17 protein-coding genes and 1 tRNA gene are annotated in these 23,126 nt (G+C 50.1%); 7 read left to right on the top strand and 11 right to left on the bottom strand.

Annotated elements, in window-relative coordinates; translation table 11 throughout:
- The 3 genes from B7992_RS07105 to B7992_RS07095 all read right to left on the bottom strand — a co-directional run bounded on the left by B7992_RS07105 (window position 1) and on the right by B7992_RS07095 (window position 4,508).
- Window positions 1-1,074, bottom strand: coding sequence for a GGDEF domain-containing protein (locus tag B7992_RS07105; protein WP_073286096.1), 1,074 nt, complete (start codon window positions 1,072-1,074; stop codon window positions 1-3).
- Between the two features lie 96 nt (window positions 1,075-1,170).
- On the bottom strand, window positions 1,171-3,069 hold the full coding sequence (gene speA, locus B7992_RS07100) for a biosynthetic arginine decarboxylase (RefSeq protein ID WP_073159499.1): 1,899 nt from the start codon (window positions 3,067-3,069) through the stop codon (window positions 1,171-1,173).
- A gap of 164 nt (window positions 3,070-3,233) precedes the next feature.
- A complete protein-coding gene (locus B7992_RS07095) occupies window positions 3,234-4,508 on the bottom strand; it encodes a saccharopine dehydrogenase family protein (protein ID WP_073159501.1) in 1,275 nt (424 codons plus the stop codon).
- A gap of 257 nt (window positions 4,509-4,765) precedes the next feature.
- Here B7992_RS07095 and B7992_RS07090 point away from each other — a divergent pair, with 257 nt between their 5' ends.
- Window positions 4,766-6,064 (top strand): ATP-binding protein, encoded by a 1,299-nt coding sequence (locus B7992_RS07090; RefSeq protein ID WP_088665897.1) that lies wholly within the window; start codon window positions 4,766-4,768, stop codon window positions 6,062-6,064.
- Window positions 6,065-6,356: 292 nt separating this feature from the next.
- On the top strand, window positions 6,357-7,289 hold the full coding sequence (locus tag B7992_RS07085) for an Rpn family recombination-promoting nuclease/putative transposase (protein WP_073286101.1): 933 nt from the start codon (window positions 6,357-6,359) through the stop codon (window positions 7,287-7,289).
- Between the two features lie 70 nt (window positions 7,290-7,359).
- On the opposite strand, the gene hsdR is transcribed toward B7992_RS07085, so the two are convergent.
- From hsdR to B7992_RS07060, 5 genes are all read right to left on the bottom strand, one after another.
- Entirely contained in the window at window positions 7,360-9,702 is a 2,343-nt protein-coding gene (gene hsdR, locus B7992_RS07080) for an EcoAI/FtnUII family type I restriction enzme subunit R (RefSeq protein WP_073286103.1), read from the bottom strand.
- Between the two features lie 102 nt (window positions 9,703-9,804).
- Complete coding sequence (locus B7992_RS07075) at window positions 9,805-10,968, bottom strand: restriction endonuclease subunit S (protein WP_088665896.1); 1,164 nt, start codon at window positions 10,966-10,968, stop codon at window positions 9,805-9,807.
- Between the two features lie 90 nt (window positions 10,969-11,058).
- The gene (locus tag B7992_RS07070) at window positions 11,059-12,510 is read right to left on the bottom strand and encodes a type I restriction-modification system subunit M (protein WP_088665895.1); all 1,452 of its coding nucleotides are present in this window, start codon (window positions 12,508-12,510) and stop codon (window positions 11,059-11,061) included.
- Between the two features lie 385 nt (window positions 12,511-12,895).
- Window positions 12,896-13,924: an ImmA/IrrE family metallo-endopeptidase gene (locus tag B7992_RS07065; protein WP_088665894.1), complete on the bottom strand. Its 1,029-nt coding sequence runs from the start codon at window positions 13,922-13,924 to the stop codon at window positions 12,896-12,898.
- Between the two features lie 8 nt (window positions 13,925-13,932).
- Window positions 13,933-14,256 (bottom strand): type II toxin-antitoxin system RelE/ParE family toxin, encoded by a 324-nt coding sequence (locus B7992_RS07060; protein ID WP_073159521.1) that lies wholly within the window; start codon window positions 14,254-14,256, stop codon window positions 13,933-13,935.
- Between the two features lie 203 nt (window positions 14,257-14,459).
- Between B7992_RS07060 and B7992_RS07055 the strand changes: the two genes are divergently transcribed.
- Window positions 14,460-14,533, top strand: a tRNA-Ile gene (locus tag B7992_RS07055).
- Window positions 14,534-14,659: 126 nt separating this feature from the next.
- Here the strand turns inward: B7992_RS07055 and B7992_RS07050 are convergent.
- Window positions 14,660-16,105, bottom strand: coding sequence for a glycogen synthase (locus tag B7992_RS07050; protein ID WP_073286114.1), 1,446 nt, complete (start codon window positions 16,103-16,105; stop codon window positions 14,660-14,662).
- 154 nt (window positions 16,106-16,259) lie between these two features.
- Here B7992_RS07050 and B7992_RS07045 point away from each other — a divergent pair, with 154 nt between their 5' ends.
- Window positions 16,260-17,321 carry a hypothetical protein gene (locus B7992_RS07045; RefSeq protein ID WP_073159525.1) on the top strand — a complete coding sequence of 354 codons (1,062 nt, stop codon included), beginning with the start codon at window positions 16,260-16,262 and terminating at the stop codon, window positions 17,319-17,321.
- A gap of 127 nt (window positions 17,322-17,448) precedes the next feature.
- Here B7992_RS07045 and opgC read toward each other — a convergent pair whose 3' ends face one another.
- Together opgC and B7992_RS07035 are read right to left on the bottom strand one after the other, a co-directional pair.
- On the bottom strand, window positions 17,449-18,483 hold the full coding sequence (opgC, locus tag B7992_RS07040) for an OpgC domain-containing protein (RefSeq protein ID WP_088665893.1): 1,035 nt from the start codon (window positions 18,481-18,483) through the stop codon (window positions 17,449-17,451).
- Window positions 18,484-18,504: 21 nt separating this feature from the next.
- Window positions 18,505-19,623: a hypothetical protein gene (locus B7992_RS07035; protein WP_073159529.1), complete on the bottom strand. Its 1,119-nt coding sequence runs from the start codon at window positions 19,621-19,623 to the stop codon at window positions 18,505-18,507.
- Window positions 19,624-19,749: 126 nt separating this feature from the next.
- Between B7992_RS07035 and B7992_RS07030 the strand changes: the two genes are divergently transcribed.
- Genes B7992_RS07030 through B7992_RS07020 form a run of 3 tightly spaced genes read left to right on the top strand, consistent with a single transcriptional unit; the run spans window position 19,750 to window position 23,110 of the window.
- Entirely contained in the window at window positions 19,750-20,394 is a 645-nt protein-coding gene (locus B7992_RS07030) for an outer-membrane lipoprotein carrier protein LolA (protein WP_073159531.1), read from the top strand.
- A 20-nt stretch (window positions 20,395-20,414) separates the two neighbouring features.
- Window positions 20,415-22,037: a hypothetical protein gene (locus B7992_RS07025; RefSeq protein ID WP_073237332.1), complete on the top strand. Its 1,623-nt coding sequence runs from the start codon at window positions 20,415-20,417 to the stop codon at window positions 22,035-22,037.
- The gene (locus B7992_RS07020) at window positions 22,037-23,110 is read left to right on the top strand and encodes a hypothetical protein (RefSeq protein ID WP_176421875.1); all 1,074 of its coding nucleotides are present in this window, start codon (window positions 22,037-22,039) and stop codon (window positions 23,108-23,110) included. Before B7992_RS07025 ends, B7992_RS07020 begins: the two co-directional genes overlap by 1 nt.
- The last annotated feature ends 16 nt before the right edge of the window (window positions 23,111-23,126 follow it).

Here is a 23,126-nt window from a genome sequence, read left to right as displayed (position 1 = left end):
CTAGTATTTACCGATAATCTGATTGCGTCCGTTAGACTTTGCCGTGTAGAGTCGTTCGTCTACGACGGTCAGTATCTTGTCGTAGTTGGTAAAGTTCGGGTTATAGCAGTCGATAAAGCCGCCGCTGATGTTGATGCTTACGTTGGGCTGGTCTTCGAACTTTATGGCCGATACCCTCTTGCGGAAATCTTCGGCCTTGGCCATGGCGCTGGTGTAGTTGTCTTCGCAAATCAGCAAGATGAATTCTTCGCCGCCGTAGCGCACTGCCATTTCGCCTTCTCTGTTGCAAATGTTCTTGGCCAGCTGGCCGATGCTTTCGAGAACCTGGTCGCCGAACAGGTGGCCGTAAGTGTCATTGATCTGCTTGAAGTAATCGATGTCGAACATGAGCAGATAATATCCGGCAGGGCTAGAGAGCACCTGGTTGCGGATGCGCTCGATAAAGATGCGTCGGTTGTAAAGCCCGGTAAGGGGGTCGTGGGTCGAAAGGTAATCCAGCTTGGCGATGACTTCGTCTTTCTTCTGGCGTTCCAGGTGGTACGCCTTCAGCAGGTAAGACACCGTGGTAAAAATCAGCAGGGCCATGAAAACGAAGGAGACCACCTGATCCAGGATGGTGTCGAAGGGTTCCAGGGGCGGCGAAAGTTCAGGATTGTACCAGTCGTAGAACAGTATGGACGTGTAGAGAATCAGGGAATAAATGGCCATGATTACACGGGTCCTGAAATTTGAAATCAGCGACGTGATCAGCAGACTGGTAATACAGTAAAAGGGCATGCCGCTGTTCAGGCCGCCGCAGATAAAGAACATGGGCGGCAGAATCAGGGTGTTCAGGGCGAAGCACATGGCCGAATAGCAGGCCTGGTGTTTCTTGGTCATCTGGGCCACGATGGCCAGGATCACGAAGTAGAAGGTGATGAAGGCTGTGTAGATGGCGGCGACTTTACCCAGGTCTTCCATGGCCGTAAAGATGGCTGAAGCGATGGAGGCCATAAAACAAAAAAACAGCACGCCCCAGAAGGTCACGCTTTCGAATGTCTCGTGGATAAAAGTCTTTTTGATGAACTGAAGCATCTACCCAAATATAAAAGTTTGGGCCCCGAAAAAAAAGAAAGCCTCGTCACAAGACGGGGCTTCTTATAGTCTAACGTGGAACTATTTAACGGTTCACTATTCCAGGTAGGTGTAGCCGTAAAGGCCGGAACGGTAGATGTTCAGGAATTCCTTGCCTTCCTTCACAGAGATCTTGCCTTCCTTCACGGAACCGGTCACCCAGTTTTCCATGGTCTTCACCAGGGCCTTGTCGCTGAAGTTCACGTAGTCCAGCACATCTTCAACAGATTCGCCGTCGATGATCTTGTCGATCTCGTAGCCGCCCTTGTTGTCGCAGACAATGTGGACGGCGTTGGTGTCGCCGAAGAGGTTGTGCATGTCGCCGAGAATTTCCTGGTAGGCACCGACGAGGTAAACGGCGATGTAATAGGGATCGTCCTTCTTCAGCTTATGCAGGGGAAGAGTGCGGGCCACGTCACCACCGCGAACGAACATGCCGATCTTACCATCAGAGTCGCAAGTCACGTCCTGGATGGTGGTTTCGACAGTAGGTTCTTCGTTCAGGCGCTGGATGGGCATCACCGGGAAAATCTGGTCGATAGCCCAGCTGTCGGGCAGGCTCTGGAACAAGCTGAAGTTGCCGAAGTACTTTTCGGCCAGCAGGCGGGGGAGTTCTGCCAGTTCGTACGGAGCATGGCGCAGTTCGCTTGCGATCTGGTTCACTTCGCGGGCGATGCTCCAGAACAGTCGTTCGCTCATGGCGCGGGTAGGCAAGTCGTAGTCGCCCACCTTGAAGCCGTTCAGAACGTCATCGTTCAGCTGCATGGCGTCGTGCCAGCTTTCCAGCAGGTTCTTGGGAGTAAGACCCTTATAGATGCTGTACAGGTCCTTCAGTGCGTCGGGAGCGTCGTCACCGATTTCATGTTCTTCTTCGTTGAAGAAGGCCTGACCTGCAGTTTCCAGAATGTTGAACACCAGAATGGAGTGGTGTGCTGTAAGGGCTCGGCCAGATTCTGCAATCACGTTGGGGTGAGGCAGCTTTGCTTCCTGGCAGGCTTCGTACAGGGCGTACACCACGTCGTTGGCGTATTCCTGGATGGAGTAGTTCACGGAGCTGGCGTTGGAACTGCGAGTGCCATCGTAGTCTACGCCGAGACCGCCACCAACGTCCACGAATTCAAGGCCCATACCCATCTTGCGAATCTGCACGTAGAACTGGGAGACTTCACGCAGGCCGCTCTTGATGTGGCGAATGTTGGTAATCTGGCTACCCAGGTGGAAATGGATCAGCTTCAGGCAGTCTTCCATTCCTTCTTCCTTGATGTAGTCCAAGGCTTCCAGGAGTTCAGAACTGTTGAGACCAAACTTGCTGTGGTAACCACCGGATTCTTCCCACTTGCCGCTGCCGGAGCTTGCCAGCTTGATGCGGACACCGATGTTGGGGCGGATGCCGATGCGACGGGACAGTTCCACCACCAGGTGGAGCTCGTTCATCTTTTCGACCACGATAAAGATCTTCTTGCCCATCTTCTGCGCAAGGAGAGCCAGTTCGATAAAGTCTTCGTCCTTGTAACCGTTACAGATAATCAGTGCGTCCGGATTATCCATATTGGCAAGCACGGCGTGGAGTTCTGGCTTGGAACCTGCTTCAAGACCGATGTTGTACTTCTTGCCATGACGAACAACTTCTTCCAGCACGGCGCGCTGCTGGTTCACCTTGATGGGGAACATGCCGTAGTAGGTGCCTTCGAAGCCGTATTCCTTGCGGGCGTTGTTGAAGCATTCGTTCAGCTTTTCGATACGGCTGTCCAGAATGTCGGGGAAACGCAGGAGCATGGGAGTGGAAACGTCACGGATGGACAGTTCCTGTACCAGCTCGTAAAGGTCAATTTCGCAGCCCTTGTCCTTCATGGGAGAAACAGTTGCGTGGCCCTTGTCGTTGATGTCAAAATAGTTGACGCCCCAACCGCGAACGTTGTACAAATCGCGTGAGTCGTCGATACGCCATTTCTTCATGATCAAAATCCTTTGGATTTTGAGGTTTGAGGTTTGAGGTCGTTCGCTTCGCTCTCTTTGAGGTCGGGAGCTTCGCTCCCTTTCAGTTAGATAATCGCGCCTTTGGCGCCTAATTATACCTCATACCTGAGAGCGGGCGTCGCCCGCGTCCTCATACCTCATACCTAATCAACGAGAACCGGGTTGAAGTCTTCCTGCCAGGGGAGGCCGTACTTGTTCAGTGCGTCCATGTACGGATCCGGATCGAATTCTTCAACAGTATGAACACCCGGGGTAGTCCACTTGCCGGTGAGCATCATGAGTGCGCCGCACATAGCGGGAACGCCGGTGGTGTAGGCGATTGCCTGGCTGCCCAGTTCCTTGTAGCATTCCTGGTGGTCGCAAACGTTGAACAGGTAGTAAGTCTTGGGCTTGCCGTCCTTGGTGCCCTTGAAAATACAGCCGATGTTGGTCTTGCCCACAGTGCGGGGGCCGAGGCTTGCCGGATCCGGAAGGAGTGCCTTCAGGAACTGGATAGGAACGATTTCCTGACCGTTGAACATGATAGGATCGGTACGCAGCATGCCCACGTCTTCCAGGCAGCGCATGTGGTCCAGGTAGCTCTGGCCGAAAGTCATGAAGAAGCGGATGCGCTTCACGCCCGGAATGTTCTTTGCCAGAGATTCAATTTCTTCGTGGTGCAGGAGGTACATGTCCTTCTGGCCCACTTCCTTGAAGTTGTATTCGCGCTTGATGCTCATGGCCGGAATTTCAACCCAGTGGCCCTTGCCGTTAGCGTCGGTGTCCCAGTAGCTGCCCGGAGCGGAAACTTCGCGGAGGTTGATTTCCGGGTTGAAGTTGGTGGCGAACTTGTAGCCGTGATCACCGCCGTTGCAATCCAGGATATCGATTTCTTCGATAGTGTCGAACTGGTGCTTCAGGGCGTAGGCGCAGTAAGCCTGGGTAACACCCGGGTCAAAGCCAGAACCGAGAAGTGCGGTAAGGCCCTTTTCTTCAAACTTCTTGGCGTATGCCCACTGCCAGCTGTAATCGAAGTAGGCGCTAAAGCCTGCTTCCTTGCAGCGCTTGTCGTAAACCTTGCGCCATTCCGGATCGTCGATGTTTTCCGGTTCGTAGTTGGCGGTATCCATGTAGTTCACGCCGCATTCAAGACATGCGTCCATGATGGCAAGATCCTGGTAGGGGAGTGCGATGTTCATCACCAGATCAGGCTTGTATTCCTTGATCAGCTTCACCACGTTTTCGGCCTTGTCGGCGTCAACGGCAGCGGTGGTAATCACCGTCTTGGAGTTCGGACGAATCTGTTCGGCCAGCTTTTCGCAGTTTTCGCGATGGCGGCTTGCAATGCAGATTTCAGAGAAAACTTCGCTGACGGTGCAGCACTTCTTGATAGCGACGGTGGCAACGGCGCCACAACCGATAATCAGAGCTCTTGCCATTTTTTTGTTTTTCCTTTTTGAAAAAATGAACGTGCAGGGGCGGCGACCCCTGAAGAAAAATAAGTGCTAGTAAATATAGAAAGCGGGGGAGGAGTCTTTAGAAATGGGAGTAAAGATGGGGTAAAAATTGCCTGAATTTAGGAGATGAAATTACTGGTTTTAAAATTGGCTTATTTTTTAGGCCAATATTGCTTAAAATTGGCCTGTTATTTGAGCCAATTTTGCAACGCAATTGAAAATTATGTATATTGCAAGCTATGAAGAATGCAATTGCCGAAATTATGCGTGAATTTTACGAGGAAGGCCTTCCCGAAAAAATTCACCCCCGTGTTGTTGAATACTACGAAAAGGCGCGTAATGCGACCTCCATTATCGGCATGCGTCGTGTGGGCAAGACCTATGTGGCGTTTCATCGAATACAGGAATTGCTTAGCGATGGTATTCCATTAGAACGGATTGTTTATATCAACTTTGACGATGAGCGCTTGCGAGGTGTTTCGGCAAACGACTTGAAGCTCGTTGGGGAAATTCATGCAGCCATGTACCCCGAGGCCGCAAAGGAAAAATGTTGGTATTTTCTGGATGAACTCCAGGATGTTGAAGGCTGGGAATTGTTTGCCCGTCGGTTGGTAGATTCCAATCGCGTTCAGCTTTGCCTGACAGGGTCTTCTGCGAAACTTCTTTCATCAGAAGTTGCCACGCAGTTGCGAGGCCGTTCTCTCGATGTTGAGATTTTCCCGCTTTCTTTTTCGGAATTTCTGACTTTTAATGGTCTTGTAAAGACTGTACCGCAGGCACCGTTTTCTCCGAGAACGGCGGGCTTGCTGCGAAACGCCATGATCCGTTATCTTGAAGAAGGCGGCTTCCCCGATATTCAAGGCGAAGATTTGCGAATCCGCAACAAACTGCTTCAGGAATATGTGAATGCCGTAGTTTATCGCGATGTGATTGAACGCCATGAAATTTCAAGCACTCAGGCTTTGCGCGATACTTTGGATTACATCATCCACAACTACGCCCGCAAAATTTCTACACGAGCCATCTCCGGTGCGCTCCGTGCCATAGGCGCTTCCGACAATCGCGAACGCATTTCTGAATACCTGCAATATTTTGTCAATGCATACTTGATTTATCCGGTTTCTATAAGGACTGATTCTCTGGCTGTTCGCCGCACGAATCCAGACAAGTTCTACATCGTCGATACCGGACTCATTCGCGCCATGACCCCAAAGAATGATGCGGAACGAGGCTGGCTGCTTGAAAACCTGGTGTTTATGCACCTGCGTCGCGGCAACAATAAAATCGAGTATTACATCAACAAATCTGGCGGCGAAGTTGACTTTTTGGTGACTGACCAAAATTCAAAATCACGGCAGCTAATCCAAGTCGCCTGGAACATGGAAAAATCCGAAACATCGGATCGCGGACTGTCGGCCTTGTGCCTTGCCCGCGATGAAATAAAAGTCAAGGACTGCCTAATCGTTACCTGGGATTCCGAAACCGTTCTGGATGACGGAATTAAAGTCGTTCCCGTTTGGAAGTGGTGCTTGGGGTAAGGCTTTGATAAATGATTCCTGGCCCTTGCTTTGTTAAAACAGTTTGTTTAAATTTATGTCATTCTCATCCGGCTTACGAGCCGGTCGTATAATTCTCTGCTTGCTGTTCGCGGCACAGTTTCTTAAACTGCACAAAGCCGCAGGGTACCTGGATAAGCGCTATCTGGACACGTAACGTAGGGCACCAAAAGGAATCCTTAAAACTTTTGCATGTTCTGGTTTTGCCGCATTTGGCAAAGCCTTGTTTTACCACATAAAATTTAACGCGCTCTTTTTGGACGCAGAGGAAATAATGAATATTTCATTGTTACATGATCCCTTCTGTAGGGATGTTTTATCTGACGTATCTACATTTCTTGAATTTGTGGAATACTTGACTACTCGTGATGAAGAACTGAAGTCTGTTGTTGATTTACTGGACCGAGAATCGTTTGAACGAATTCCTGGCGACTATAGTGATACGAAAAGTCACGGCTATGCGGACTTAGCGTTTCTGGCCAAGGTAAAGAAGGAATGTCTGTCTAAAAAGAAGATTCCTGTCCAGGTTTGTGTGGGATTCTTGCTGGAACACAAGTCGTGGCCTGATGATGGTGTCGTAGATCAGTTGATTAGGTATCACTATCACTTGATGGTAGAAAAGCTGAAAAAGAATGCGGACAAAGGCATTCCCTCGGTGGCAATTATTTTGTACAACGGAACAGAATCTTGGAATCCTCTTGACGAAACATATTCTGATTATCCCAAGGCGTTGCAGAGTATTCTGCTTCCCTTCAAGTGTGTCTTTCTGGATGTTTCGACAGTTCCCGATGACAAGTGTCTGAATGATTTCAGTCCCCGGCTGGGGGCGTTCATTGGTGCTCTGAAATACGCACGTAATCCAGAGAACCATAGCGATTTCCTGGCGCAGATGGTAAAAAAGGTTAAAACGTCATTGACTGGAAACGAGGCCCTTGACTTACTTACGTCTATGGATGTATATTTTCGCTACTGGATTTCGGAAAACTTCAAGGAGGCATTCAACATGGATTTCGTAAGACCGCCATACAGGACGATTCATGACGCTGAAGTCGAAGAAGCCGTTGAAAAGGCTGTGGAAAAGACGGAAGACCGTGTTGCTGTCCAGACGGCACTCAAGATGCTGTCTGATAGTAAACCTATGGACGAAATTGTTCGTTATTCAGGCTTGTCCGAAGAACGAATCCGCTCGTTGCAGCAATCGAAATAATCAGTTTTAAGAACTGCAAACGGTTTCATTAAAAATCCCGAAGGTTCTGCGAGAATCTTCGGGAAATTTTTTACGCATACAGAACTTTCTGGAAATCCACAAAGATTCTGTTTAGAGTTTTTGCGTCCACGTTCATTTTGTTGCAAGCGTCTTTTACGGTTCCGTATTGGAGCTTGACGAGTTCTGGCAACTGTTTAAGAGCGAGCGAATCAACTCCGTTTTCCACATATTGCTTCAAAACAAATTCTACGAAAGATATTTGCTTATCTGTCAGTTCCTGAATAATGCTGTCGTGCATCAGCTGGACGCGTGCGACGCGTTCCATTGGCGTGCTTTGGTATGCGATATATTCAAGTACATCTAGCAAATCGCATTTTTCGTTGGCGGTAAGTGTCTGCACTTGGCGAAGGCGCTCTCTGCTGAAACCTCCGTCGGCGAGGCGTTGCAAAAGTTCTTCGCGAGTTTTCGGGTCGGACCATTTTGTGCGAAGGTCTTTTTCGTTCTTGAAAAAGCTTGGAATTTTACCGAAGAGAATTTTAATGAACTGCTCGATGGTAATGAGTTCGCCATCAAACATGAAGCGTTCTGTCCATTCGGTCGTCAGCTGGATTTTATGGCCTGGCGAAAGTTCAATAACCACCTTCTTCTTTTTCTGATCTTGTACTGGACAGGTGCAAGGCAAGTTACCGCATACTTTACAAGGCTTGGGCTTTACGGGAGGCTTGTTGCCGCCTCCGCGTTTTCCGCATGTGCAGGGAAAATTGCCGCACTTTTCGCAAATCGGGTCACCGTCCCAGTCGGGGTCGGTAAAGTTCTTGCTGGCACCGACAAAGTCATAGACGGTAAAGAAGTACTTTCCATCAAATAGACGGGTGCCGCGTCCAATAATTTGCTTGAATTCAATGATGTTGTTGACCGGGCGCATCAAAACGATGTTGCGAACATTCTTTGCGTCAACACCTGTAGAAAGTTTCTGCGACGTGGTGAGAATGGTGGGCAGCAATTTTTCATTATCCTGGAACGCCCTGAGATCCTTTTCGCCCTTGTCGCCGTCGTCGCTGGTGACGCGCTTGCAGTAATCGACATTTGGCTTTTTGGAATTTTGATTGATTAAGTCTCGCAGAATGGCGGCGTGAGCCTGAGTGGCGCCAAATACGATTGTCTTTTCGTCGGGATCGATTTGATCCAGAAATTCCTTGACGCGGTGTTCGTCGCGGGCGCGGATTTCAATGTTTCCCTGATAGAAATCATTTTCGTTGTAAATGCGGTTGGGGTCCACTTCGCCACTTTCCACATCGTCGTCTTCGTCATAGGCGTATGTGTCGATGTTTGATTTAGAAATGCGGACGCGGTATGGAGTAAGGAAACCATCTTCGATGCCCTGCTTCAAGGAATATTCATAGACGGGCTTTCCGAAGTATTTATAAGTGTTGGCGTTTTCCTTTCGCTTCGGTGTGGCGGTAAGGCCTAGATGGTAAGCTTTCTGAAAATATTCAAGAATGCCTCGCCAGCGGCTTTCGTCGTTGGCTGCACCACGGTGACATTCGTCGATAATCACTAGGTCAAAAAAGTCTTCGGGATAGGCTTTGAATAAGGCTTTTCCCTTATGCTCTGTCATGAAGGTCTGGAAGATGCTGAAGTAGATGCTGCGGCTTGTGGAAACATCGCCTTTTGCCTTGCGGATGTTTTCGGGAGTGATTCTGCACATGGCATCTTCGGGGAATTGTCCAAAATCGTTCAACGCCTGATTAGAAAGAATGTTTCTGTCGGAAAGAAACAGTATTCGAGGCTGGCGACTTGTGCCGCTAACATTCCAGCGGGCCTGAGTTAATTTCCAGCAGATTTGGAATGCGATATAGGTTTTGCCGGTTCCTGTTGCAAGAGTCAAGAGAACGCGGTCCTGCTTGCGGGAAAAGGCGTCCATTACGGCATTGACTGCGTTTTCCTGATAGTAGCGGGGTGACTTGCCGCCGTCGCGATTGAACGGAACTGCATTTAACTTGTCACGGAGAGGATTGTTGACGGGGAACTGTGTTGCCCATAGTTCATCGGGAGATGGGAATGCATTGACAAGACCTTCCTTGCCTGTTTTCATGTCGATGGCCCAGATCTTGTCCCCGTTGCAGGAATAGGTAAAGCGGATGCTCATGCGCTTGGCGTATTCCTTGGCCTGGGCCACGCCTTCGCTAACATCCACTTCGTCTTTTTTGGCTTCGACGATGGCGATTTTGATGCCCTTGTAAACCAGCAGATAGTCGATTTTCTTGGGATTGCGCTCGTGATTGGCTATGCGGCCCGGCGCGATTTCATAGGCAGACTGTTCCGTAAAGATTTCACTTTCCGGAATCACTTCCCAACCCGCTTCTTTCAGCTTCGGGTCAATCTTCTTTCGTCTGGTATCGGACTCGTTCATAATCTAGTAAGCAGTGGTTAGTGGCTAGTGTTCAGTAAATGAATTGATGCAAGAAGTTCTTTCCTATAGTGTCATTGCGAGGAGCGAAAGCGACGCGGCAATCTAGAGCATTCCTTCAAACGCTTGTTTGAGAAGAGCCTTCTTCAGTTCGTCGCAGTTGGCGAGGATTTGCTTGTAATTGGATTCTAGTTGTTTGACTTTTTCGGAAAGGGAATCCAGCTTGGCGACAATTTGCTTTTGGATGGGGAGGGGTGGAAACGGAAATGTCATTTTTTCAAATGTTGCAAGATTTAAATTATCTTGGGCAGCCCCTTTACCTAGAATTTGTAATTCACTTTTAAAAAATTGAAGTACATAAAAAACGTAGTCGACAGTTGTTCGATTTTCATTTGGAATAAAGCCAATTACGCTATCAGGAAAACAACAAGGTATAGTAAGAATTGTGGTTTCCGCAATATTCGCTGCAATAGTAATGCAAAGTGTCCCTTTCGGCCACAATTTACTTTGTGATAAGCCGAACTCATTGTATGTATCAGTGTATTCGATGAGATATTTGCCGGAGTTTCGAATGTCGCCTGTTTGTATGAAAGGGTAGTTTCCGCCAAAAAGTTTTTTGTCGTTTCTTGGTCTATGCTTTGATTTGCCTCTAGAAAAGTCTATTGCAACATTTTTCAATAATTCGTGATTATCTTTTGATATTTCGCGAAAAAGTTTTTTTAGAGTTGTTTGGAAAAGGTCTTTGGCGTTTTGAAGGTTGGTTTCGACGGTGGTTTTGATGGTGTCAATTTTTTCAAAGGCGTCGTCTAAAACCTTGACAATCCGCTCCTGCTCATCCAGCGGCGGAATGGGAATTTCAAAATTTATGATATCGTTTCGGCTAATTGAATCAAAGACTGCTCCGGTTTTACTTGTCATATTTGATTCGTTATAAACGAGAAATAGATACAGATATTTTTTATCAATATGCTTTGCTCTAATAGCAGCGAGACCTCGTCCAATACACAGTTGTCGATCGGTGAAATTAACGGGACCAACGGGTGCTCTCACCGAAATGAGAATGTCTTCGGGGCTCGCGATTTTGGTAATCTCTGAAGTCCATACACCAGAAGACTCAATAATGGTCTTACCGAAGGATTTCTTTCCTTGGTGAAATTCCATTCCTTCTTCATTGTTATTGTAAGAAGAACCTTTTGGTGATTGACCTGCAATTACTTCGCAAACATCCCCAAGTTTCTTCCATTCCCATTCAACATTCTTCTTACTCATATAAACCTTTTTGTTCTAGATCCTTCGCTACGCTCAGGATGACACTCGCATTGCTAGATTCCCGGTCAAGCCGGGAATGACGATGACAAACTACTTCACGCTTTTAACGAGTTCTTTCAGGAGTTGTTCACTTTCCTTGTTGAGGCGTTGCATTTCGTCGATGATCTCGGAAGGTTCGCGGAGCTCCACTTCGGTTTTGCGATTGGGATTCTTTACGGAAAGATCGTAGTTCTCATTCAAATCCGAGACCTTGATGGTCCAGGAATTTTCACTGTCGGTCTTTTTCTTTTGCAGCTGGACAAATTCAGCAAGGTCCTCTTCACTCAGGGGATTTGTCTTGCCCAGGTTTCTGCCGAAGTTGGGCTGATAATACCAAATCTTGTCGGTGGGCTTGCCCTTTTCAAAGAACAGCACCACAGTCTTTACGCCGGCACCGGTAAACACGCCGCTGGGCAAATCCAGGATGGTGTGGAGGTTGCAATTTTCAAGGAGACTTTTACGCAAGGCGATGGATGCGTTGTCCGTATTGCTCAGCACTGTGTTCTTGATGACAACGCCAGCCCTGCCGCCGGCTTTCAGCATCTTCATAAAGTGCTGCATAAACAGGTAGGCGGTTTCGCTGGTCTTGATTTCAAAGTTCTGCTGGACTTCGGCGCGTTCCTTGCCACCGAAGGGCGGATTCGCCAGGATTACATTCTTGCGGTCCTTTTCTTCTACCGCGGCCATGTTCTCGGTTAGGGTGTTGGTGTGCAGAATGTTGGGCGCACTTACGCCATGGAGAATCATGTTCATGATGCCGATGATGTAGGCCAGTCCCTTCTTTTCCTTGCCGTAGTATGTGCTGGTCTGCAAGGTTTCCTTTTGGGAAACGTTCTTCACCTTTTCCTTCATGTAGGCGTATGCTTCGCAAAGGAACCCTGCGCTTCCGCAGGCGGCGTCGTAAACCGTTTCGCCAATTTTTGGGTCCACCACTTTCACGATGGTTCGGATCAGGGGGCGGGGCGTGTAATACTCGCCGCCGTTTCGGCCTGCGTTACCCATACGGTGAATCTTGTCTTCGTACAGGTGGCTCATTTCGTGCTTTTCTTCGCTGCTCTGGAAGCTGAGCTTGTCGGCATACCAGAGAATTTCACGGAGGTTGTAGCCGCTGGTAATCTTGTTTTTCAGTTCCCCGAAAATTTCACCGATCTTGTATTCCAGGGATGCTGCGCTGGAAGCCTTTTCCTTGAACTTCTTCAGGTAGGGGAAAAGTTTTTCGTTCACGAAATCAATAAGGTCGTCGCCGGTCATGGCCTTGTTGTGGTCCGGTTCACCCTTGGAAGTTTTGGGTGCCGCCCAGGTTTCCCAGCGGAATTTCTTTTCGATGATCCGCTCGTAATCTTCGCCACGGAGGGCCGCTTCGTCTTCGCGTTCGCTTTCCAGGTTGTCCAGGTACTTGAGGAAAAGGATCCAGGAAGTCTGTTCCACGTAATCCAATTCGTTGCTGCAGCCACCCTCTTTCCAAAGGATGTCGTCGATATTCTTGAAAACCTGTTCGAACATGTGGGCTCCTCTTTTGAGGTTAGCCCTGTGCAGGTGATTTTTGTGCCACGCTCTTTGCTAATGCAAATAAAAAAAGCGTGGACCGAATGCACCTATCGAATCTGAGGTCCTAGACAAAACCTTTCGACAATAAGCACAAACGACCCACGCCCATTTCTGGACGTGAGTGTTCGCCTTATCCTTTGTCGATTTTTGAAATTGTCTAGGTTTCAGATTCGCGGATAAGAGCTAACTCTACGTTAAATTCTGCGTCCTTCGCCACTTGCGCAGCGGAGAACTATGTCAAGGAGAATATAAATAAAAAGCAAAAGAAAAAGGTTGGCAGGGAAAGCCGCCAACCATAAAATTGTTACTTATTCAAGATAATTGAACGCAATCCTCCCCATCAATCCTTGCCATCCACAAATCCCGCCTCTGCCATGCATTTTTGTGCAAAGCAGTTGGCTTCTTCTTCCTTTTCGGGATGGTGGTGGGTAATATCGACATTTTGCAGACAGATTCCTTTTTTGCCGTGGTATAGAACGTGGGCGAGTTCATGGAAGAACGTGTGCCACATGGCTTCGCGGCTCTTGAAGCGGTCGTGTAGCTGAATTGTGGGGACGTCCTTGTACCAGCGGTACATTCCATGGACGGGTGCTGTCTTGAAGTTCTGTACAAAAAGAATGCGAATTCCGATTTTGCGGCAAAGCTCTGCAAGCCCGGTCATGCAATCGTCAACTACGTCGGCTTCGGGAGTGTTGTAGGTAATGTCCTTTGCGCTTTCGGGAAGGGCTTTGTTTGCCGCTGCAAAATCAATAATTTCGGGAAGATGCTGCTTTAGTTTCTTGCGAACAGCCTTGTGGTCTTGCGGTTCCATGGGGTCTTCGTCAGAAAGGATTTCTCCCCGGCGAATCCACATGGACATGGCGTAAGGGTCTTTCACCTCTGCCAGGGAAATCCTGAAGGCGACTTTTAGACGTGCGTCCTTGTAATAGCGGTCCCAGGCCTGCGGGGTTCCCACTGCAAAAAACTTTAGTAGCGTGTGGACTTCGTTGGCGGTGGTTTCGGTTTTGGATTTGCCCTCGGGAGCTTTTTCGATCCAGTTTCTCGCGCATGCTTCTGCCGGGAAGGATTTTTTCCAAAGGGGCTGGTTTCCGAGGCTTGCCTTGACTTTTTCGCGAATGAGGTATTCGTCGTAACTGACTTGTCGACGAAGCCAATAGCTGGAGGGAATGTTGGTCACCATTTCCAAGAGAAATGCGACTTCGGAGACGATGCGGACGTTCCCTTGTAAAATGTCGTTCACCGCCTTGGGCGTGTAGCCCATGCGAGCGGCCAGGTCGTTTGCGTCCATTCCCATTTCTTGAATTTTTTCTGCTAGATCGCGTCCTGGAGGGAAAATTACAGCAAGTTCGCCACAATGATATACGTTCATATAAAATCCTACTTATGGTAATCAACAATTTCCATGATTGAGACCGTTTGCTCTACAATTAAACCGACGATATTTCCTTCGTTGTTGATTAATGGTTTGAAAATAAGCCTATAAGGGTGGTCCAAATCGCAAGCCCATTGCCCTGCGCGATTTCCTGTCAGTTCGTGAAAACGGCCGGGCATATTCTTTAATTCTCCCAAATCGCAAGCTTGTTTAAGAGTTTCAAGTCTAGCCCAGTAAACGTTCGCTCGACGCTGGCCTAGTTTTTTTACCGCGAATGATTTGTCGCCGGCGCATGTTGCCAACTCTTTAGTGGCGTAGACGATTTGCATTTCATATCCTCATGTTCTCCTTTTTTTTGATTAACCTAAAATATAAATTAAAATTCTAGTTTAAGTGTTTGGTTTATTAAAAATTCTTTAATTGGGTGTGCTGTCCGCAATTTTCGTCTGCAAAAGAAGAACTTATTTACGTCACGGTTTCTTCTAGAACCATTTTTTTTACTATATTACACCCCAACGTCGCAAGGCGTACCGGAGCTTTAGCTCAGTTGGTTAGAGCAGCGGACTCATAACCCGCCGGTCCTCGGTTCAAGCCCGAGAGGCTCCACTAAAAAAGACAGGTCGTATGGCCTGTCTTTTTTTTATGTAAAGGGAGGGGCTTTCCCCTCCCTCTAGACTCCTTTCCCTTTTGCTCGGGAAACAAACTTCTGCTTTACGTTTAAGAATTTGTTCTTTATGCCTTGGGCTGCAGTCCAAGTTCGCCAAGGATCAGCAGGTACTTGGAGATGGTTCTGCACCATTCGTAGTGGAATCCGCTGTAGGCGTTCACGACGCACTTGTCCCAGTCGGCGGTCTCGGTCTTGTAGACGTTCTCGGCGTCCTTGACGCAGCGCAGCATCTGGTGGGGTGCGTTGGCGTCGTCAACCAGGAAGGCGTTGGCTTCGCCTGCAGTCTCGAGGCTGTAGGTGGTCAGCATGGTAGAAACGCCTACGGTGCGTCCGGTCAGGGGGAGTGTTCCCGCGGCCATGGCTTTCAAGATGATCGAAGAAGAGGGTTCTCTCAGGTTGGCGGCGAACAGGACGTCGGAACCGGCCAGCGTGTCGCGGAGCCTTGTGGCGTCACCCATGAATTTATCCAAATCCAGCAGGTACATGACGTCGGGGTACTGCGTGGCGAATTCCTTGTAGTAGTTCCAGTCGGCGTTGTTCCTGGACGAAGTTCCGACGATAAGGAATACGTCGAGGTGTGCCACGTCCGAAAGGATGGTGGCCAAGGTCTCGGAAGTGTTGCCCGCTTCGGAATCCAGGTGGACGTAGATAACCATCTTGTCTTTAAAGACGATGCCCAACTGCTGCTGCAGGTTGGCCCTGGCTCTGCGCTTTGCTTCCTTGATGGGGAGGCAGTCCTGGTCGTTGAAATCCCATACCTGGTAGCTTACACCGAACTGCACGCCAATCAGCTTGTCGGCGTTGCGGTTCAGGAATCCGCTAAGACCGCCGGGCAGGTTGGTGTTCAGCATGGCGTCGCGGTAACCCGGCGAGGGGAACAATACCTTGGTGGCATACAGGATGCCGGCCTTCAACAGGCTCACCTTGCCCCAGAACTCGTAGCCGTCCATGTTGTAGTCTTCGCGGGGGAGGCCGATCTTCTCGATTTCGCTGGAGGATACGTGGAAGTCGTAGGTGATGTTATGGATGTTGAAGAAGAAGGGGATGTCGGCGGCGTAGCTGGTGTACAGAGTCCTTGCCAGGGTGCCGGCAAGGGCGCCGCCCCATTCGTGACCCATGATGGCCTGGCAGGCGAAGTTGGAGGCTTCGGCGTAGGCTAGCGCTGCGGAGGCCAAAAAGGCGAAACGCAGGTGGTTGTCGGTGTAGGGGCGCTCGTCGGGAGGGCCGTACACGTGGGGTCTGTCAAAAAATTCCTGGTTGTATATGTAGGTGTGGAGGGGGTCCTTTTCGGATACCCAGATCTCGTAGGGCTTGTTCTGAAGTTTTTCGGTTCCTGTAAAGATGCACTTGTAGGAATCTACATCGACCATCAGCTCCTTGTAGAACGGGGAGCAGGTCAAAACCTTGGCACCGGCACATGCGAATGCGTCTGTCATGCGGTTGACTGCGGTTGCCAGGGGGCTCGTGCGCCTCCAATTGCCTGCTTCCGGGCTTACGACAAGAATGTTCATGCCTAAGAGATTACTCCTAATAAAATTTTACTTATACCCAAAGGTTGGTATAAATTTATTTAATTATTTTTAAGAAGTATACGCCCAAATTCAAATTTTTGGTGCAAAAGCTTATAAAACACTTACAAAGCCCTATTGGCTGAAGGAAAACAAAATGAAGAAGATCTTTCTTGCCTCTCTGGCTGCTGCCGTCGCCTTTACGATGGTCGGTTGCAAGGGAACCAACGAAAAGCGTGGTGACGAACACCTTAAGGAAGGCCGTTATCGTAACGCCATCAACTCCTACCTGGAAGCAAAGAAGAAGGGTAGCGTGTCTGACGAATTCTACGATAACTTCACTCTCGCTCTGGTCCGTGCTGCAGAAATCGAAGCCAAGAAGGATCTTAACAGCGATTTGATCAGCGGCTACTTTGACAAGGCTGGCGTCAACATGCCCGAAGTCAAGAACGCCGAAGTTGTTGAAGAATACGTCACCAAGATGGCTACTGTCGGTAAGCAGCAGGCTACTCAGGACGGTGTGGACTTCAACACCATCATCAACGCTTTTGCACGTATCGATACCGCCCTGGTCTATGCAAAGTCCAAGGGTGTCGGCGAAGGTTCTGTAAAGACCCTCCGTAACGAAGCAGAAAACGCCGTCGTTGCCAAGGCTCTCCCCGAAATCAAGGATGAATCTGATCCGGTGGTTTCTGAATTCGGCCTGCTCCGCCTCGAATACGTCGCACCCGAAAATGCAGAGGTCAAGGCAGCTCTTAACAAGAACCGCAAGACCACTCGTGGCTACTTCCTGATCTTCGGTGAAAACATCGCCGACGCTGCTGGCAAGCGCTTTGTTGACAAGTGGGGCTACGTCATGGCTCTGCCCACCATCAAGATGGCTCCGGGCTCTCTCAACGGCGAGCTCCAGTTCTGGGCCTCTACCGGTAACAACACCGAACTGGATCCCGAAAAGATCAAGGTCGTTTCTACCGACGGTAAGGAAGCAATTGCTAAGGTCAGCGGTGGCTGGTGCGAAGCTGAAGTCCTCGTTGGCAAGAAGGGCGACGAAAAGATCGAAAAGAAGAAGCAGCCCATCAAGAAGGGCACTAAGGGTAAGTTGATGAACGAATTCCTGTGCTCCGTGAACGTCTCCTTCACCTATGCTAAGGACTTCGTTCCTGACTACGTCGAATACAAGGACGAATTCGGTATCGGCCGCAAGTACCTCGGTCAGTAATAGTCCAAGACTGATTTAGTCTGAAGCAGATTTAAAATCAACAGGAGCCTCGGTGAAAACCGGGGCTCTTTGCTTTTGTGGCGGGCATTTGCGTTCGCCTTGTTTGCGGGGCGCTTGATGGTTCGCCTTATTTTTGGCGGGGTTCTCGGATCTTTGCCAGGAGCCACAGCAGTAGGCATGCGGCAATGGGGGCGGCTATGTTCCATGGTTCGTGGTAACGGATGCTGCCGGGGGTGGCAAGCCAGATGTAGACCAGGACGATGTGTGCCGTAAAGACGTCTAGACTGTGGCGCCCGATGACGTTGGTAACCTTGAAGTCCAGTGCGCTGGGGAAGCGGCGGACAATCCAGCTGACCAGGGAGACGAACACCATGAAGTTGACGAATCGTAACGGCCCGATTGCGGCCTTGCTTATCCAGAACTTGGAGGGCTGCTGCAGGGGGACATATTCGTGCCTCCAGAGGAACAGGAAGACAAGGATAATGAATAATAGCGGGATAAGGCGGTCAAATTTTTTGAAGAATGTAGGGGTAAAGACCTGGGAACGTTTCCAGCAGGCGGCAATGGCCGCCCCCGTCACATAAAGGAACTGCCAGCAAAGCGGGTCGAAAAAGCCGTGGTTTATCCATCTGGGGAACAGGCTGTTGAGGGTGTCCCGCAGGCCGTACTGCCCCGCAATCCAGAGGGCGACGCTTGCGCACCAGATGGCGAGAATGTTCCCTCGGATCATCTGGGGGAACAGCGTAGAACCGATTAGCAGAAAGACCACGTAAAGGGGCAGGACGTCAAGGTAATCCGGCGTGTTCACCATGGGTATGGACCACAGGCTAACTAGCACCGGGTGTTCCGGGAAGTTGCTGAAGTATTCGCGGATCGGGGTCAGGATGGTGCAGGCGGCAATGGCGACCGCTGCCAGCGTAATGCTGTGGTACTTCCAGATCTTGAATGCGCGGGAGCGCATCCAGGTTTGCTTTGGATCCTTGGCAGACTTGCTGAAGGCTGCCAAGGCGCCTACAAAACCCGATAAGAAAAAAAAGCCTTCGGCTGCACTGAAGAAGCCGAAGCACTGATATAGGTAATGAGAAATGGGCTTTCCGAAGTGATCCAGGGTCATCTGCAGCAGCAGGATGCCACGGATTGAATCCAGAGCCTTGATTCGCATAGGGAGCGAAGCTAGCTGAACTTAGAAGTTTGCCTTGCCGCTGAAGCCCAGGGAGAACTTGGAATCTCCGAAGGGACCGCTCTTGGTGCCAAAGTTGTAGCCGTACCAGAATACCAGTTCGGTCTTCATGGTGGGATACAGGTAATGGTTCATGCCCAGGAAGTGGAAGCTGTCGCCGCTGGTTTCGGTGTCAGGGTCATGGAGTTCGTAGCTGAAGCCCATGGTGTACTTCTTGTGGAGGTTAAAGCTGGGTTCGATTGCGAAGAGCTTCTGGTCGTCGGTGGACAGCTGGGGAGCGGTTTCGTATTCGCTATTGGTAATGGCGTAGAAGTAGGTCATGGCCAGGTTGAATACGCCGTAGTTCATGCTGGGTTCCAGCAAGAAGGAGTGTACGCCCTTGCCCTTGTACGGGTGGAGACCCCAGACGGCGTAGATGCCGTAGTTGAACTTGTCGTAGCTCTTGGAGTAGTCCACTTCGGTGCCCAGGGAGTAGGTGTTGGGGCGGCCGATGTTTTCGCCGAATACCCAGTCAAGGCTGGGGGTAAGGATCAAGTGTTCGTCGGGGTGGTTCAGCATGGGGAATGCATAGGTGACGAACAAGTCCATGGTATGGTCGGTGTTGTCGGAGGCGCCGAAGTAGAATGCGCCGTGGCCGTACTTGTCGTTGCCGAATTCAGCACCGAAACCGCGGAGGCTTTCTTCGCGGATGATTACGGCGTAGCGGGAGGCATCGCGCCAGAAGTAGTAGTTGAATGCACCTGCGCTGTAGGTCATGTCGCCAAAGACCAGGCTTACGTCGTGGCTAACGTCCCAGCGGAGCTGTACGCCGTCGAATTCGAAGGAATTGTGGCGGCCTTCTTCGCCCATGGCGGTTGCGCGGGCCTTGCCGTGGCGGACTTCAGAGTCTTCTTCGGTGGCGCCGAGGGTGCTGTGGGTGGTTCCGCTAACGACGACAGACACGTTTTCATCGAGATTTGCCTTTACGGAAAGGTCAATATCCTGGTTGCCGGCGTTGACCGGGTCAAAATCCTCGTCAAAATAGCTGGCGTAGTCAAAATTCACGTCGCCGTGGACTTCGATGTCGGCGGCAGTTGCAAATGCGGCGGTCATTGCGACCATGGGCAAAATCATTTTGCGCATACAGTGATTCCAATACTGGGTGTTAAATTTTCACGCCTAAAGATAGCAATATCCAATGTCGTAGACCAACATAAAAACAATTTGAAATACAAATTATGGGGGGTATTTTTGTAAATTTTGATAACTATGATAAGAAAATGTTCCTTTAGACCCCAATTCCTGGTGGCTATTCTTTTGGTGTTGGCCCAGGTGACTTTTGCCCTGACTGCAAGTCAGGCCATGGAAAAATCCAAGGCCTGGTTCAAGTCCGGTAAGGCCTGGAGCCTGGATTTTAAACTGCAGGTGTTTTATGCGGATTCGCCGGATATCGCATCGCAGATGGGTAGCCTCAAGGTGGCCGAAGGCGATAAGTTTGTTCTTGATATCGCCGGCATCAAGTTCTATAGCGACGGTGTCGACATGTGGCAATACAATGTGGAGCAGAAGCAGGTCCTGATCAAGGCCGTGGAGGATCTTTCCAGTCAGCTGCACCCTTCCGAGCTTCTATTTAAATACCTGAACTGCAACGCCAAGGAAATGACCGAAGGCAATTTCGGTGGCCAGAAGTTGTGGGTACTGAAACTGGACCCTTCGAAGTATGCGGGGCAATTCACCCAGATGGAAGTGTGGCTGTCTCAAAAGGATTTTTCTCCGGTGCGCCTGTTTACCATGGACCCTTCTGGAAACGGTTCCTGGTATAACATCGTTAACCTGAAGGTCATGAAGAAAGTTTCCGACAGCGATTTTAGATACAAGGCCATTCCCGGTGTCGATGAAATCGATATGAGATAGCAGAAAAGGGACGTTATATTATGAAATGGACTGAAGGTATTTTAAGGTTAAAAGGCTTGGTGGCTGCAGGCCTGGTGCTTGCCGGTTCCGCCCTGGCCGCCGAAACTCTTTTCAGTAACTACACGCTGAATGTCAACGCTTCGGCCGAAACGGGTAAGCTGTGGGTGTTTTCCCGTGGCGATATTTATAGCGGTGTTACCCTTCTGACTTTGAATGTGGCTGGCGACGGAACGGTTCGCCTGGCTGAATCTTCTCAGGGGCAGATGGATGATTCCCTGACCGCAGTCCACGACAGCATTTTCTGGGACGATATGGCTGAACGTCGTCGCACCCCTTCTATTCTTGCTGGTAAGTTGGGCTATGTCCTCCCGATGGTGGGAATGAATGACGATGAATCCTACCTGCAGCCCAGGGGATTCTTCTCGGTTCGCGGTGTAGATGAAATTTACGGGACGCCCCTTGCGGTTCCCGAAAAGTTAGAGGATACCGATTCTTCGGCCATGTCTTATGCCTCCAGCGGATTTGCCTACGATTCTTCTGCCAAGGCGATGTGGATTGCCCGCGGTTCCGCCGGCCTCGCCCTTTACGATGTTTCTGGAAACAGCGCGAAGAAGAGTTTTTATGCCTTGAATCTCGAAACGAAAACTCTTGATTCTGCCAAGTCCAGCTATTCCTTTAACAGCAAGAAGAACCCCGACATTTTTGCGGTGGCTCTGCACCCCGAAACAGGTGACCTGTGGATGGCTACTTCCAAGGGGCTGTGGAAACGTTCTTCTGACGGATCTGTGAAGAAGGCCTCTTCTGCCCTGGATTCTTCCCGCGTGACGGGTGTCTGGATTGGCGGGGAACCTCTGCAGATTATCGCAGAAACTTCTTACAGAAAGAGCGGCTCCATTAAGGGTGGGCTGTGGCGCCTGAAAAAGGATGCCAAGGATTTTGCGAAGGTGGCCTTCTTGGATACGGCAGGAAAGACCGTAAAGAAGGAAGTGTATGATGAAGGCGATTATACCGTAAGCGGGATCGCATTCCTTGGAAAGACTGCTTTTATCGCTGTGGGTGCCTCTGCGACTTCTGTGAGCGGCTACTTCAAGCTGGATTCTGCTGGTGTCCGCGCCTGGGAACAGGATGATGACGGCAGGAACACCTGGCTTTACGGCTATGGAACCGGAGCCACGGACCGCGACGCCATTATCACTTCTATTTGTGCATTCCCCCTGACAAAGAACAGCACAGGCCTGGCTCTGTCCACCTACGGAAACGGCGTTTCTGTTTCGGCTGATTCCGGCAAGACCTGGAACACCATCTTGAATCGTGCCAAGCTGGGCGACAACCTGGGTTCTGTCCGCATGGTGCCCTCGGTGATTACCGCTGGCGATCAGGCCCTGGTGTCTTACAAGGTTAGCCAGGATTCCAAGATTACCATTGACGTGTTCAGCTACGACATGCGCAAGGTTCGCACTATCGTAAAGGATGCCCCCCGCAATGCCGACAATTCCCGCAGCACCAACCCCAAGGTGGATTTCTGGGATGGTTACGACAAGGCTGGGCGCCCCTGCACCATGGGTGTCTACTATGTACGCGTAAAGGACAACCACGATAACGTGGGCTGGGGCAAGGTCATGACTTTGGGAGGGCGCAAGTAATGAGAAGAGAAAACGCTTCGCTGCAGACGAGAGATGAAAGAATGCACTCTTGGTTGCTGGTCCTCTTGTTGTGTGTCTTTTGCGCAATGCCTGCTTTTGCGGGCAAGAAGGCTACACTTGGAAGTTTTGACGGTTTTGTAGAACGTATGGGTGCCGGTACCCGCGAACTGGGCCGTGGTAATACAGGTTCTGCCGATACGGCTTCTATGCCTGCGGCTTACTGGAATCCGGCCATCCTGGGTTTCCGTGAGAATTTCAATTACAACTTGAATGCCGAAAAGCGCGACCTGGATCGTGCCGGTGGTTCTCTGGGCCTCGAAACGAAAATCGGCAAGCGTATGGGTGTGGGTTTTGCCATGCTTTATCGCGGTGACCTGAACTTCGACGTGATTAACGAAGATGATGAAACCGTTGGAACCGCTTCGCCCTATTTTACCATGATGTACTTGGGTCTTGCCTACCGTGCCACCCGCCGAGATGCCTTCGGTCTTTCTCTTTCCATGAGCTATGACAACATGGGAATTTCTGAATATTTCGAAGGCGTTGAACTGGTGGATGATTACCGCAGCCCCATGACCTTGAACTTGAGCTGGTTGCGTCAGTGGAATGAGAAGTGGTCGACTTCCGTAGTGATCCGCAACTTGAGCTTTAGCGAAAATCTTTCTGCCAAGTGGTCCAAGAACACCAGCACCGATAACTCTGTGGCCAGTTCCGATGGCGTTCGCCCCAAGGTGCTGCAGATTGGTGTGGGGTACCGTTCCCACATCATGGGCAAGCCGGTGTATGCCTGGATGGAAGCCATTGACTATCAGGTGGCGGATACCTTGCTGGCTTTTGACCCGGATCTTCATGTGTGGACTGGCCGCGTGGGCTTTGAATGCGAAATCATTCCCGATGGTACTTTGCGCCTGGGTATGGATGACCTGGACTGGACTGTTGGCGCGGGCTACAAGTTCCGCATCCGCATTGGCAAGAAGAAGTACCTCTTCGACGTGAACTACGCCTTGATCTATGAATCCGAGGCGGACCTCTGGACTCCTCTTAGCTTTGGCCTGAGGGGCTTCATTCCGTGATTGATTTTGTATCCGT

It is taken from the genome of Fibrobacter sp. UWH1 (genome assembly GCF_002210365.1).
In the GTDB taxonomy this organism is placed as follows: domain Bacteria; phylum Fibrobacterota; class Fibrobacteria; order Fibrobacterales; family Fibrobacteraceae; genus Fibrobacter.
Note: the sequence above shows the minus strand (reverse complement) of the source record. Positions and strands in the feature narration are given on the sequence as shown.

What these genes read in the sequence shown, in the direction of transcription:
- B7992_RS07065 (WP_088665894.1), bottom strand. Translation starts at nt 13,924, where the DNA reads ATGAACGTATATCATTGTGGCGAACTTGCTGTAATTTTCCCTCCAGGA.
- B7992_RS07030 (WP_073159531.1), top strand. Translation starts at nt 19,750, where the DNA reads ATGATAAGAAAATGTTCCTTTAGACCCCAATTCCTGGTGGCTATTCTT.
- B7992_RS07025 (WP_073237332.1), top strand. Translation starts at nt 20,415, where the DNA reads ATGAAATGGACTGAAGGTATTTTAAGGTTAAAAGGCTTGGTGGCTGCA.
- B7992_RS07085 (WP_073286101.1), top strand. Translation starts at nt 6,357, where the DNA reads ATGAATATTTCATTGTTACATGATCCCTTCTGTAGGGATGTTTTATCT.
- B7992_RS07075 (WP_088665896.1), bottom strand. Translation starts at nt 10,968, where the DNA reads ATGAGTAAGAAGAATGTTGAATGGGAATGGAAGAAACTTGGGGATGTT.
- opgC (WP_088665893.1), bottom strand. Translation starts at nt 18,483, where the DNA reads ATGCGAATCAAGGCTCTGGATTCAATCCGTGGCATCCTGCTGCTGCAG.
- hsdR (WP_073286103.1), bottom strand. Translation starts at nt 9,702, where the DNA reads ATGAACGAGTCCGATACCAGACGAAAGAAGATTGACCCGAAGCTGAAA.
- B7992_RS07050 (WP_073286114.1), bottom strand. Translation starts at nt 16,105, where the DNA reads ATGAACATTCTTGTCGTAAGCCCGGAAGCAGGCAATTGGAGGCGCACG.
- B7992_RS07035 (WP_073159529.1), bottom strand. Translation starts at nt 19,623, where the DNA reads ATGCGCAAAATGATTTTGCCCATGGTCGCAATGACCGCCGCATTTGCA.
- B7992_RS07020 (WP_176421875.1), top strand. Translation starts at nt 22,037, where the DNA reads ATGAGAAGAGAAAACGCTTCGCTGCAGACGAGAGATGAAAGAATGCAC.
- B7992_RS07060 (WP_073159521.1), bottom strand. Translation starts at nt 14,256, where the DNA reads ATGCAAATCGTCTACGCCACTAAAGAGTTGGCAACATGCGCCGGCGAC.
- B7992_RS07105 (WP_073286096.1), bottom strand. Translation starts at nt 1,074, where the DNA reads ATGCTTCAGTTCATCAAAAAGACTTTTATCCACGAGACATTCGAAAGC.
- speA (WP_073159499.1), bottom strand. Translation starts at nt 3,069, where the DNA reads ATGAAGAAATGGCGTATCGACGACTCACGCGATTTGTACAACGTTCGC.
- B7992_RS07095 (WP_073159501.1), bottom strand. Translation starts at nt 4,508, where the DNA reads ATGGCAAGAGCTCTGATTATCGGTTGTGGCGCCGTTGCCACCGTCGCT.
- B7992_RS07045 (WP_073159525.1), top strand. Translation starts at nt 16,260, where the DNA reads ATGAAGAAGATCTTTCTTGCCTCTCTGGCTGCTGCCGTCGCCTTTACG.
- B7992_RS07070 (WP_088665895.1), bottom strand. Translation starts at nt 12,510, where the DNA reads ATGTTCGAACAGGTTTTCAAGAATATCGACGACATCCTTTGGAAAGAG.
- B7992_RS07090 (WP_088665897.1), top strand. Translation starts at nt 4,766, where the DNA reads ATGAAGAATGCAATTGCCGAAATTATGCGTGAATTTTACGAGGAAGGC.